The 13,788-nt window shown below is 35.2% G+C and carries 11 protein-coding genes; all 11 read left to right on the forward strand.

What is annotated here, in order from left to right:
* Nucleotides 1–22 precede the first annotated feature (22 nt).
* The 11 genes from BCR23_RS05955 to rlmN all read left to right on the forward strand — a co-directional run bounded on the left by BCR23_RS05955 (nt 23) and on the right by rlmN (nt 13,734).
* A complete protein-coding gene (locus BCR23_RS05955) occupies nt 23–667 on the forward strand; it encodes a WxL domain-containing protein (protein WP_069634558.1) in 645 nt (214 codons plus the stop codon).
* Nucleotides 668–730: 63 nt separating this feature from the next.
* Nucleotides 731–1,831, forward strand: a complete 1,101-nt coding sequence (locus tag BCR23_RS05960) for a WxLIP family cell surface protein (protein WP_167352154.1) — start codon at nt 731–733, stop codon at nt 1,829–1,831.
* Nucleotides 1,832–1,865: 34 nt separating this feature from the next.
* Nucleotides 1,866–2,198, forward strand: coding sequence for an LPXTG cell wall anchor domain-containing protein (locus tag BCR23_RS05965; protein ID WP_069634559.1), 333 nt, complete (start codon nt 1,866–1,868; stop codon nt 2,196–2,198).
* A 94-nt stretch (nt 2,199–2,292) separates the two neighbouring features.
* Nucleotides 2,293–3,108, forward strand: coding sequence for a WxL domain-containing protein (locus BCR23_RS05970; RefSeq protein WP_069634560.1), 816 nt, complete (start codon nt 2,293–2,295; stop codon nt 3,106–3,108).
* 179 nt (nt 3,109–3,287) lie between these two features.
* On the forward strand, nt 3,288–4,415 hold the full coding sequence (locus BCR23_RS05975; protein WP_069634561.1) for a WxLIP family cell surface protein: 1,128 nt from the start codon (nt 3,288–3,290) through the stop codon (nt 4,413–4,415).
* A gap of 215 nt (nt 4,416–4,630) precedes the next feature.
* Complete coding sequence (locus BCR23_RS05980; protein ID WP_069634562.1) at nt 4,631–5,689, forward strand: PA14 domain-containing protein; 1,059 nt, start codon at nt 4,631–4,633, stop codon at nt 5,687–5,689.
* Between the two features lie 235 nt (nt 5,690–5,924).
* Nucleotides 5,925–6,362: an SdrD B-like domain-containing protein gene (locus BCR23_RS05985; RefSeq protein ID WP_069634563.1), complete on the forward strand. Its 438-nt coding sequence runs from the start codon at nt 5,925–5,927 to the stop codon at nt 6,360–6,362.
* A gap of 52 nt (nt 6,363–6,414) precedes the next feature.
* A complete protein-coding gene (locus BCR23_RS05990; protein ID WP_069634564.1) occupies nt 6,415–9,642 on the forward strand; it encodes an Ig-like domain-containing protein in 3,228 nt (1,075 codons plus the stop codon).
* Between the two features lie 178 nt (nt 9,643–9,820).
* A complete protein-coding gene (locus BCR23_RS05995) occupies nt 9,821–10,570 on the forward strand; it encodes an ABC transporter ATP-binding protein (protein WP_069634565.1) in 750 nt (249 codons plus the stop codon).
* Nucleotides 10,560–12,383: an FtsX-like permease family protein gene (locus BCR23_RS06000; protein WP_069634566.1), complete on the forward strand. Its 1,824-nt coding sequence runs from the start codon at nt 10,560–10,562 to the stop codon at nt 12,381–12,383. Before BCR23_RS05995 ends, BCR23_RS06000 begins: the two co-directional genes overlap by 11 nt.
* Before the next feature lie 280 nt (nt 12,384–12,663).
* Nucleotides 12,664–13,734: a dual-specificity RNA methyltransferase RlmN gene (gene rlmN / locus BCR23_RS06005; RefSeq protein WP_069634567.1), complete on the forward strand. Its 1,071-nt coding sequence runs from the start codon at nt 12,664–12,666 to the stop codon at nt 13,732–13,734.
* The last annotated feature ends 54 nt before the right edge of the window (nt 13,735–13,788 follow it).

The following is a 13,788-nucleotide window of genomic DNA, read 5'->3' on the forward strand; positions in this document are numbered from 1 at the left end:
TATTTTAGGAGGATTTTTAAACATGAAAAAATTTACGGGCGTAACTTTATTATCAGGATTGCTACTATCAGCGTTTGGTTTTTCAAGCCAAGCATTGGCTGTAGATAAAGATACTAAAGCAACAAATGCAACGGTTACTTATACTCAAGGAGATATGACTATTGATCCGGGAGACGGTACTATTGGATCTGGGTTACCAGCTAACTTAAACTTTGGTTCACACAAAATTCAAAACAAAGCGGCTGAGAAGTGGACGGCTACTGAAGGTGGCGTTGAAAACGGAACAATTACTACAGGTAAATTAAACATCAACGATGAACGTGGTAATAAAGCTGGTTGGAGCGTAAAAGTAGCACAAACAGATCAATTTAAAGAGAAAGAAGGCACTGCTGTGTTAGAAAATGCTGCATTGACTATTACTACAGGCGCTGTAACGAATATTGGTGGCACAGCTCCTACAGGAGGCCAAATCAATGGCTCATTTACTTTAGCACCAGGTGTAGGTGGGGAACAATTAGTTTTTGGAGCTAAAGCTACAACTGGTGATGGAATCTCAACATTAGCATTAACTAAATTTGAATTAGCGGTTCCAGCTGCAACAGCTAAAAAAGCAGTAGAATATCAATCAAGCTTAACATGGACATTATCAGATACACCAGCACCATAAATGAGTAATTAGACCAACTATGGGATGCGCTCTTCCCATAGTTGTTTTCTGGAAGGGATAAGAATGAACATCAAACAAAAACTATTTAGTCTTTTAGCCATGGGGGTAGTTATCAGTTCTTTTTTTGTAACTAGTGTATTTGTCTATGCTGAAGATCAAGAAACGTTTGCTGGGTTTACGGCTGATGTAAAGTTACCAGAGAATCAGTATACAAAAGAAGTGACCTATTTTGATTTGAAGATGACACCAAGTCAAATACAAGAACTAGAAGTTGTATTGACGAATACTTCTTCTAAGGAGATTATTATTATCCCTTCTGTCAACAGAGCTCAAACAAATCGAGCGGGGGTTGTGACGTATTCAGTAAAAAGTAAAGAAAAATCTGCAGGTTTAATGTATAACATTGAAGATATCATAACCATTTCTGAAAAAGAGATTGTACTAAAAGCTAAAGAAGAATATAAGTTAACCTTACAAGTCAAAATGCCAAAACAGTCCTTTGAGGGGATTTTAGCAGGCGGTTTGTATTTATATAATAAAACGACAGCTAAAACTGAAGGGAATATAAAAAATCATTTTGCCAGAGAAATTGGTTTGATTTTAAGAACCACTGATAATAGTAAGGAGATATTAGGTGATTTAGCTTTAAAAAAAGTGAAAAGTGACCAAGAAAATGCCAGAAATGTCATTAGTTTATTGCTAGAGAATGCTCAGCCAAGCTATCTATCAGATGTTAATTTCAAAGGGACCGTAACAAAAGAGGGAGCAGAGGCTCCAGTGCTGACATTGGATAAAAAGAATGTATCAATTGCTCCAAATAGCACGTTTGATTTACCAATTCCTTTGAATGGAAAACCTTTTGAAGCGGGAAGCTATGTGTTTAAAGGAACAGCTAATCAAAAGGAAAGAAATTGGCGTTTCGAAAAGAAATTCCAAATCACATCAGAAGAAGCAAAAAGTTATAATCAAAAAGATGTAAGTATCAAAAAAGAAAATATCTTTGAAAATCGTTTAGTTCTCGTATTAATCGGGTTACTATCTTTGCTCTTACTTCTTCTACTATTCTTACTTTTCCGTATGTACAAAAAGAAACAAGCTAGGAAGAAGCGAATGGAGCAACGAAGAAAGAAAAAGAAGAAGCGAAAGAACGTTTTGAAAAAGTAGCTAAACAGAAAATCCACAGAGAAAGGATTAGAATATGAAAAAAATAGTGTGTATCATGGGTTTCGTTCTACTTTTTAGTCTATTAAGTCCAAGCTATTTGGCAGAGGCACAAGAGTATAATGGGCCAGCCAATACAACGACTGTTGGGGGCATTAGTTTTTATGAAGCAGACGACACTGGAACAACTAATTCTTCTAATCCGCCCAATTCACAAGAAACAGAGAGTTATGAGAAACAACAGGTGGTTTCAAGTAAACCCCATTTTCCAAATACAGGAGAAAAAAGTGCCATCTCTGTACTTGTTATTGGTCTAGTATTCGTCGTTATAGCATTTTTGGGGATCATGAGAAAGAAAAGTAAACAATAAAAAATAGTTAAACTATGTTAGATAAAATCAATGATTGGTTACTAAAGTAAATATACTTTAATAATATAAAAAGTTTGTAGGGAGAGAGTAAACAATGAAATTAACAAAATTATTAATGTGCGGTGCTGCTTTGGCCGCAATCGTAGGTATGAGAGCATTAAATGCAGAGGCTACTACTACTTATCCAGAAGCAACAAAAGGGGTAAGTAATGGAAATATTAGCTTTACAGATGATGGTTCTAACAATATTCCCGATCCAGAAAACCCAGAGAAACCAACGAATCCAGTTAATCCAACAGATCCAACGAACCCAGATAATCCTGGGGGCAATAAAAATCCTGGCGATTTAAAATTAGTAGTAGTTCCAGATTTAGATTTTGGATCAAATCAAAAATCTAGTGCAAAAATGACAGCTAAGGCTAAAGTTGTTCCAGCATGGGACGAGAATAAGAAGCCAGTCTATCGTGCACCGTGGATAACAACTCATGATATGAGAACGAACCGTGGAACTGGTTGGACTGTTTCCGTGACAGCCAGTGAATTTACTTTTACAGATGAGTCTACTAAAAAAATTAGTGGCGGAGAAATTGTATTTACCAACGCAAATTATGAAGGGACAAGTACAGCTAAACCAACGATTCATTCTAAAGCTGCTGCCACAGATGTAGCTAATGGGTTAGTGTTAACACCAGGAACAGAAGTTTCCGTAGCTTCTTCTGATGCTTCCACAGGCCAAGGTTTAGGCGACTTCTCACTTGCATTAGGGTCAAATAGCAACAATACTCATACAAAGGATTCTGTTACTGATGGTGTAACATTTAGAATGCCTGCTAAGACAGCTGTTGAAACTGGAACATATCAAGCACAGTTAAATTGGGAGTTAAAACCAACACTAAGTCCTTTATCGTAAAATAAAATTAAATGCTAGGTCTGAGGTAGAACTCGTCGAGTTATATCTCAGACCTTTAAAAAGCGAATGTACATTGATAAAAGTATAAACTCATGTGTTTTTCCAAAGATACACCGCCTTTGGGTTGATAAGATGCAAATGTTTATCTTAACTTCTATTTTCAAATAAGGAGCAGTTAGATGGGTAAAGTAAATAAATGTATTTTATGGTTGGTAGGATTGTGTCTTTTTCTTTTACCTGCAAATGACTCGCAAGCTTCTGAGTCAACAAATTCGGGAGGGACAGGTGCAGCTTTTTCTGTTGAGGCCATTTACCCTGAGAATCAGCGACAAGGAGAAAGTGGCTATTACGATTTAAAAGTAACACCAGGTAGTTTCCAAGAAATAAGAGCAAGAATAAAGAATTATTCTAATAATCCTATAGAAGTTTTTATCAAAGTAACACGAGGGACAACTAGCGATGGAGGCGTCATCAGCTACAAAGAGTTTGATAAAGAAAAAGACAGTAGTATGAGTGTTGATGTGAAAGAGCTTGTTCAATTGAAGGAGTCAACAGTTAAATTAGAAGCAAATGAAAGTAAAGATGTCATAGCTGAAATAAACATACCAACAACACCCTATGAAGGGCAACTTTTAGGTGGTCTCCACTTCTCAGAAAAGTACCAAGAGACAGAAAAAGATAAAGAGAAAGCAGTAATAAATACGTTTTCCTATAGTCTTCCAATTGTAATAACAGAATCAGATACAAAAGCCGAAAATAAACTAGATTTGATTAAAGTAGAGGCTGGACAACGTAATTTCCACAATTTTATAGAAGCCATACTACAAAATCAAGCGCCTAGTATTATTCATAAAATGACGATTGATGGCAAGGTAATTGACCAAAAGAGCAACAAGGTAATCTATACTCGAAAAGAAGATGCCTTTCAGATGGCACCACATTCGACGGTAAAGTTTGGTTTTGATATGAAAGATACAGAAATGATTCCTGGAAAATATGAAGCTGTGATGAAGCTCACAGCGGATGAAAAAACTTACGAATTAAAAAAAGTGTTCACCATTTCAAAGGGAGAAGCAAAAAAGTTTAATGATGAATCTGTCTATTTACAGAAGGAGAACACAAATCTTGTTCTATGGTTAGCTGTGGGGGCGGCCATTATTCTAATGATCGGATTAGTAGTGGGAACCATCATTATACAAAATCGAAAGAAAAATAAAAATCGGCGTAAGAAGAAAAGAAAGCCAAATAAGGTGAAACAAAAACGTCCTTCTAAAAAGAAAAAACAAAATACTAAGAGCGACGTTTAAAAGAAAAGTATCTTTTGAAATATATAAAGTAAGACGGAATATTGTTGAAAAAATATTTATTTCAAATAAAACAATGGCTTTTCCATCTTTTTATTTGTTTATTTTTTGTATTTTTGTATACAAAATGTAAGTTGAAATAAACAATTTACACGATATTTGTTTAGTGTTACAATTGCGTGGGGTAAACTAAAAAAGATAAAAAAAGGATGAAAAAAATGATTTCAAATATGAAAAAAAGATTTTTGGCAATCAGCGGTGTTTTACTAGCTTGTTTAGTATTCATTAGCATAAATTCAAGTGTTGCTTCAGCAGAAGAAGGTAATTCAAGTAGAGCGGATACAAAATTAGTTCATGGAGTATATTCAGAATATTTTAGAAGAGAAGGTAACAACTATATTCCAGTTGCAAGTCAGTACGAAAACAAAAATTTAGATTTTGCATGTAGTATTAATAAAGAGCCCTACCCAGGGATTAATCCTAACAATGGATTTAGAGTGAGTGAAACTGCATATATTAAAATAAGCAATACAGGTATGTATATGTTTTCAGCAAGTAGCAGTGGTAATGCACAGGTCTATATAAATGATATGTTGCTTCAAGCGAATTATCCTTATGTTTCTTTACAAGCTGGACAAATCGTAAAAGTAAAAGTTGTTAGTACGTTTCCAACTTCAGCTCAAAGTAGTTTCGGGCAGTACGTAACCAATGTTTATTGGAGAGTGCCTTCTGGCGTAATCGGACCAGCTGTAGCAATTCCACAAGAATTACTATATACAACACCTGATTTACTAGGAGCAGATGTGGTTGTTCCTGATAAATTAGTTCATGGTGTTTTCACGGAATATGAAAAACGTCAAGGTTTGACTACTAGCTTTATTCCAGTCGCTAGTCAATATGAAGACAGTACACTTGATTTCACTTGCCAAGCCAATGCTCAACCTTATCCAGGAATTGATCCAGCAGCTGGATTCCAAGTGAAAAAAACAGCTTATATTAAGTTAACAGATACTGGGAGCTATAGGTTTACAAGTAGTGGATCTGCGGTTGTTCAAATTCATGTAAATGATGTTATCGTTCAGCCTGGTAGTCCTTTGTATTTCCAAGCTGGACAAATTATTAAAGTGAAGGTAGTAGCACCATTTTATAGTTCAGGTCAAGCTTCAACAGGAAGATATTACTACGATCTATTTTGGTCAACGCCATCTAACCCATTACCGTATAAATTAATTCCACAAGAATTATTATATACAACACCCGATTTACTTGGTGTCTAAAACAAAAAAATAAAAAAATGTTTACCCCTTTTTAAATGTATGATCTAGAGCATGTTGTATCACTAAGTATAAAGAGTAGTCTTTAATATTTACAGAAGATCCCAAAGCTAAATGTTTGCCCCTACGATAGTCTAATTTGTTGTTAATAAACAAAAAGAATGGGGAACATTTTATAGTTTTGGGATATTTTTTTATTATGAAATATTCAAAAATACCTTTAAGGAAGGTGGATAATATGAAAAAATTTAAATTTTCAACTGTTTTTTTACTTTTAACTGTTTTTCTGATCACGTTGTTTTTTGGTGAATCTGAGATGGCTGAAGCAATATCTCACAAAGCGAATGGAAGTAGTTCTATTAGTGCCATCCTGTTTGAAGACTCAAATATGAATGGCAAACAAGATCCGAATGAACTTGGAATTGAAGGAATTACAGTGCGGTTGTTTGATGATTCTGGAACTGAAATTGCTAAAACAGTAACAGATAGAGAAGGAAAATACATTTTTGGTAGGCTAGCGTCTGAGATGTATCAGTTAAAAATAGATTTTCCTACTGGGTATGTGAGAGTTACAACTGGAGCTATTGCTTTTTCATCAGATGGACTTTCTAGTTATTTTGAGTTAGATAATGGAGAAACATTTACAGACGGTTGGATAGGTTTCTTTCAAATTTGATGTAATAATTAAAGTAAAAAATTAGTAATCGTAAATTAATAAAGGAGATAACATGAAAAAATACAAAATAATAAATATCATTTTAGTAGTAGTAACAGTTTTAAGTATACTAACTTCAGGAGTTCCTGCAATGGCACAAGGAAAAGTAAACAGAGCTGCAGGTACAGCTACTATTAGTGCCATTCTTTTTGAAGATTTAAATTCAGATGGTAAACAAGATCCAAATGAATCTGGAATTGAAGGAATTACAATGCGATTATTAGACGATTCTGGAACTGAAATTAAAAAAACAGTAACAGATAAAGCTGGTAGATACACTTTTGACGAACTTGCTTCTGGTATGTACCAGTTAAAAATAGATTATCCTTTAGGATATGTGAAAGTTACAAGTGGTCCTCTTCCTTTTTCTTCAGAGGGATTTTCTAGCCATTTCGATCTGGATGATGATGAAACGTATACAGGCGGTTGGATAGGTTTCAATTCAACAGATCCCTCAATAACAGGTACAGTGTTCAATGATGAAAATAAAAGTGGCATCAAAGATACGTCAGAAAAAGGTATTGCAGGAATTGACTTAGGTCTTTACTTGATTGGAAGTTCAACGCTTGTCCAAACAACGAAATCTGACGCAAACGGAAACTATTCATTCACAAAAATTACGCCAGATAAATCATATGAAGTAAAAGCATTATCAATTCCATCTAAGTATGAAGTCATTGAAAATAATAACTTTGATAAGAATGGGAAAAGTATTCAATTCGATTTGAAAACTCAAGATAAGAAAACAAATGTAAACTTAGCATTATACGAAAACATCCCTGTAACAGATATCAGCGTAGAACCTAAAGAATTGATCCAGTTTGTAGGAGATACAGGTAAGTTAAAAGTAACCATTACACCAAATAACGCTACAGATAAAGAAGTGACATATGCCAGTCTTGATCCGTCTGTTATGACTGTGGATCAAGATGGGAACTGGGAAGCGAAAGCTGTTGGCAACACGATTATCACAGTAACGACGAAAAATGGAAAAACAGCTTATGTAAGAGTAACAGTTAAGGAGATACTGGCCGATGGTATTTCAGTGGAACCAAAAATATTAGACCAATATGTAGGAGATACAGGTAAGCTAAAAGTAACGATCACACCAGATAACACTACAAATAAAAATGTAAGTTATATGAGTGTAGATCCATCCATTTTGACCATAGATCAAGAGGGAAATTGGGTAGCCAAATCTCCTGGTAATACAATGGTTCTTGTAACGACATCTAATGGTAAGATGGCTGTTGTCCAAGTGATAGTCAGAGAAAAGCCAGTACTACCAGATAAAATTGTAGTAGAGCCTAAGGTATTAGATCAATTTGTAGGAGATACTGGTAAGCTAAAAGTTACCTATCAGCCTAGTAATACAAACGTCAAAGATGCAACTTTTACAAGTGTAAATCCAGAGATTATGACAGTAGATCAAGAGGGAAACTGGGAAGCCAAATCCCCTGGTGTAACTGTGATAATAGTATTAACTTCTAATAATAAAATGGCCACAGTTTCTGTAACAGTGAGAGAAAAAGATATTCCTGTAGAAAAAGTGAAAGTAGAGCCGTCCATCTTAGATCAATATGTAGGTGATACTGGAACATTAAATGTGACGATTACACCAGCTAACGCAACAAATAAAAATGTGACCTTCACTAGTGCAAATCCAGAGATTATGACGGTAGATGCATCGGGGAATTGGGTAGCCAAAGCAGTTGGTAGAACGGAAATTACAGTAACTGCATCAAATGGAGTGACTGGAACGGTTCAGGTAATTGTGAGAGAACGAGAGATACCTGTGGAAGACATAAAAGTAGAACCATCCATCCTAGATCAATATGTAGGAGACACGGGAACATTAAATGTGACGATTACACCAGCTAACGCAACGAATAAGAACGTAACTTTCTCTAGTTTAAATCCAGAGATTATGACAGTAGATGCATCGGGGAATTGGGTGGCCAAAGCAGTTGGATCAACAACGATCATAGTGACTACGTCAAGTGGAAAAACTGCAGTTGTACAAGTAACAGTGAGAGAAAGGGAAGTACCAGTAACAAGTATCAAGGTAGAACCCTCAGTTTTAGATCAATATGTAGGAGACAAAGGAACACTAAAAGTGACGATTACGCCAAATAATGCAACTAACAAGAACGTGACCTTCACCAGTGCAAATCCAGAGATTATGACGGTAGATGCATCGGGGAATTGGGTAGCCAAAGCAGTTGGTAGAACGGAAATTACAGTAACTGCATCAAATGGAGTGACTGGAACGGTTCAGGTAATTGTGAGAGAACGAGAGATACCTGTGGAAGACATAAAAGTAGAACCATCCATCCTAGATCAATATGTAGGAGACACGGGAACATTAAATGTGACGATTACACCAGCTAACGCAACGAATAAGAACGTAACTTTCTCTAGTTTAAATCCAGAGATTATGACAGTAGATGCATCGGGGAATTGGGTAGCCAAAGCAGTTGGAACAACAACGATCATAGTGACTACGTCAAATGGGAAAAATGCCCTTGTACAAGTAACAGTGAGAGAAAGGGAAGTACCAGTAACAAGTATCAAGGTAGAACCCTCAGTTTTAGATCAATATGTAGGAGATAAAGGAACACTAAAAGTGACGATCACGCCAGATAATGCAACTAACAAGAACGTGACCTTTACCAGTGCGAATCCAGAGATCATGACAGTGGATGCATTAGGTAACTGGGAAGCTAAAGCAGTTGGAAAAACGAAAATTACAGTAACTGCATCAAATGGGATGACCGCAATTGTTGAAGTAACAGTAAGGAAAAGAGAAGGTGTCGGCGTAACATTTTATGATTTTCCTAAGTATCTAGGATACTTCATAGAAAAAGGAACGGGAACTGCAAAGAATTTCGATGATGATTACAATAGTGTACCACCACATCCTGATTTAGGTCCGGATTACTATAAAGTTAAAAAAGTTGGATACGTAACGGTTAAGGACACAGGGCTTTACACATTCTCTATTGAAGTGGATGATAATGGAGCAGTTTATTTAGACGACGAAAAAATTATTGATCGAGACAATATAACTGGGGGAACATTATCAAATTTCCGCTATTTAAGAGCAGGACAAACAATTAGAATCACGACAGAGCATTTCAATAAAGAAGCACCTGTTTCATATTTCCATTTAAGATGGCAAACACCAAGTAATCCATATTCTCCTAAAGCAATTCCAGATTCAGAGATTACGATGGAATAAAAATGAAAGTGTGTGCAAGAAAGTATGGTATTAAATCAACGAATAAAGCTTAGATAAAATACGTACCATTTTTTATGACAAGTTGCTTACAAAAGTGTAAGCAACTTGTTATTTTTTTCTATGGTGGGTTAGTTGTAAATAGACTAGACTAACACAGTAGAGAGAAGGAGCGATAATTATGTTACAAGTTGAAAATTTATCGAAAACATACGGAACTGAAATCAAATATGACGCATTAAAAGGGATAAACCTAACCGTTAACGACAGCGAATTTATAGGAATCATGGGACCTTCTGGAAGTGGGAAAAGTACATTTCTGAATCTTTTAGCAACTATTGACCAACCCACATCTGGTCACATTTTAATGAATGGGAAAGACCCTAATCAGTTAAATCAAGAGGAAATTGCTAAATTTAGACGTAGGGAGCTAGGCTTTATTTTCCAAAGTTTTAACTTGATGCCGACATTAACAGTTGAAGAAAATATTGTTTTGCCGTTAACTTTGGATGGAGAACAAATCTCTGTTATGAAAGAAAAGCTAAATCTTTTAGCTAATCGACTGGGAATTGCTAGTTTATTAAAAAAACGGATTGCAGAAATCTCTGGGGGACAAGCTCAGCGAGTGGCAGTAGCCCGTGCAATGATTCATCAACCGCAATTATTATTAGCAGATGAGCCAACAGGCAATTTAGATACAAAATCATCTAAAGATGTTATGGAACTTTTACAACAACTAAATGAGGAAGAAAATGCGACGATTCTAATGGTGACTCATGATCCTCTAGCAGCAAGTTATTGTAAACGAATTGTCTTTATTAAAGATGGTGAACTAGTTGATGAAATCCATCACAATGGAAATCAAAAGATGTTTTATGATGAGATCATGTTAAAACTATCTGAGATTGAAGGTGTCGATAATGAGTTTTAGTCAATTTGTTATTCGAAACACTTTGAGAAATAGGCATTTATACATGGCTTATTTTTTAAGCACATTATTTTCGGTAATGGTTTTCTTTACTTTTACGGTTTTTGCTTTTCATCCAGCCTTATCAAGTGGACTAAATAAAAATGCGCAAATGGGTATGCTGGCAGCCGCAATTATTATTTATGGCTTTGCATTCTTTTTTGTCCTTTATTCAATGGACGTTTTTATTCAGTCTAGGAAAAAAGAATTCGGTCTGTTGATGATACAAGGAATGAGTCCGAAACAATTGAAAAAAATGGTTTTCATTGAAAATTTGGTCATTGGCTTTTTTGCCACAGTTATTGGCAGCCTTGCGGGGATTGGTTTTTCACAAGTTATTTTATGGCTAAGTAATAAGTTAATGCATTTGACATTTGGCTTTTATTTTCCTACACAGGCCCTTATGTTAACTGTTCTTTCTTTTGCAGTCTTATTTTTAGCTATTTCTTTTTTCATTCAATTCCGATTACCAAAATTAAGCTTGCAAGAATTATTAAAAGCAGGGGATTTAGGGAAAGGGACGATCAAAAGCTCTCATGTTAAAACAGTATTAGCTGTTTTTCTGATTGGTGTTGGTTATGGGATTGCTTTGTTCGTGCAAGGTATGTTAGTACCAGTAGTTATGATCCCCGTGATTTTTTTAGTTGTAGTAGGAACTCGTTTTTTATTCAATCAGCTAAGTGTTTCAGTTATTGAGGGAGTTAAAAAGAAAGAATCTATCTTTTGGAAAAAAACGAATATGGTTGTTTTCTCTGATTTGGCTTTTCGCATGAAAGATAATGCTCGTTCCTTTTTTTTGGTATCGATTATCTCAACTGTAGCTTTTGCAGCGATTGGTACCTTATATGGATTTCAACATATGATTTTAAATGGAATAAATCAAGTGCCTTATGAGTTTCAGATCTCAGGGGCCGTTGAAGAAACAGCTCCAATACAAGAGAAGTTTACACAATTGTTGGCAGATAAAGGCATTCAAGTGGATGAAGGTGAATTGATCACCTACACAAATGCGGATCAAGTTAATTTTATTAAAGAATCTGAGTATAATCGTTTGGCTAAAATAGTAAACAAGGCAACTATCAAAACGAATGGGCAAGCAGTTCAGTTGGTGTCAACGAACACTATGGGCGTTGAAGAGCCAGCTATAAATGAGGTTAAATTATCGGATGGTTCAGTGGTAACCATTGATAAAAAGGAAAAAACAGATGTTGTTTCTGCCTATGGAGCAACTGTACTTGTACCAGACAAAACCGATTTGAAAAACATGGAAAGTACAGCAATGATTGTTTGGCAACCGAAAAATACTAGCTACGATGAATTAGTATCAATTGGTAAATTTGAAGAAAAGAATAGACCATTTATGGCCAAAAGTTATTCAAAACAATCGATCACTGATTACTATGCTCCAATTTTATTTGTTGGAATCTTTATCGGAATCGTCTTCTTTGTTTCTGCTGGAAGCTTCTTATATTTCAGATTATACAGTGACATGGATGTAGATGTAGAAAAATTCAAAATGATCTATAAAATGGGTTTGACTAAAAAAGAATTGAAAAAAATGATTTATCAGCAAGTCGGAATTCTATTCTTTACGCCAATCATTGTTTCTGTTATTCATGGAGCAGTGGCGCTAACTGCAATGTATCATATGTTCAACCAAGGCATGCAGGTCGCCGGATGGCAGGTGTTGGGAGTGTTTATCCTAATTCAACTTGTTTATTATCTTATTGCTCGTGTCTTTTATTTCAAAAAAGTGTATCATTTGGTACAAGCATAAAATTTAAAAAAGTACAAAAAAACGTTTAGGTTATTAGGAAAATAATCTGAACGTTTTTTTCTTAGCTTCTATATTCTAAAGGTGATGCAGCCGAAATTTAAACTAAAAGCACAGTTCTTTTTGCCTATGAAAACTTTTAATAGTTACCGTTAATGACAGAGATAGATCCTACGGATAAAAAGAGTTTGCATCCACGATAACCTAGACAGCATGTGGACAAATTGGCTATAATAAGTTATAGTATGAAGCGAATGTTTAGAAGAAATGAGGAAGAAAACTAGTGGAAAAAGCATCCATTTACGGTTTAACAAAAGAAGAACTTATTTCATGGTTTATTGAACACGATGAGAGAAAGTTCCGAGCTACTCAAGTATGGGAATGGTTATATATCAAGCGTGTGATGTCATTTAACGAAATGACCAACCTATCAAAAGAGACGATTGAACTATTAGAAGAAAATTTTATTATTAATCCATTACGTCAAGTGATCATTCAAGAAGCCAATGATGGTACTGTAAAATACCTATTTGAGTTACCTGATAAAAATATGATCGAAACAGTTTTGATGCGTCAAGAATATGGAATGTCTGTTTGTGTAACCACACAAGTTGGTTGTAATATTGGTTGTACCTTCTGTGCAAGTGGTTTATTGAAAAAACAACGTGATTTAACTGCTGGAGAAATCGTTGCTCAAATCATGTTAGTTCAACACTACTTTGATCAACGTGGTGAAGGTGAACGAGTAAGTCATATTGTGGTGATGGGAATTGGTGAGCCGTTTGACAACTACGATAATCTAATGAATTTTCTACATACAGTTAACGATGTAAAAGGGTTGGCAATTGGTGCTCGTCATATCACAGTTTCTACAAGTGGTTTAGTACCAAAAATTAAAGAATTTGCGAATGAAGGATTGCAAGTCAATCTAGCAATTTCTTTACATGCACCAAACAATGATGTTCGGACATCAATCATGCGAATCAATCGTAGTTTTCCAATTGAAAAATTGATGGACGCTGTAGATGAATATTTGGAGAAAACAAATCGCCGAATCACATTTGAATACATTATGTTGAGTAATGTAAATGACCGCCCAGAACATGCGCAACAGCTAGCTGATTTATTGAAGGATAAGAAAAAGTTAACCTTTGTAAACTTGATTCCTTACAATCCGGTAAGTGAACATGATCAGTATAGTCGCAGTGCAAAAGCCGATGTTTTAAAATTCTACGATGTTTTGAAGAAAAATGGCGTCAACTGTGTCATTAGAAAAGAATATGGTACAGACATCGATGCTGCTTGTGGACAGTTAAGAAGTAAGCAAATAAAAAAAGAGAAGCAAACTCGTTAAGCCTAAAAAAATAAAAAGTACTGATAAAATCAACCGTATTTTATCAGTACTTTT

It is taken from the genome of Enterococcus quebecensis (assembly GCF_001730365.1).
Lineage (GTDB): Bacteria > Bacillota > Bacilli > Lactobacillales > Enterococcaceae > Enterococcus_L > Enterococcus_L quebecensis.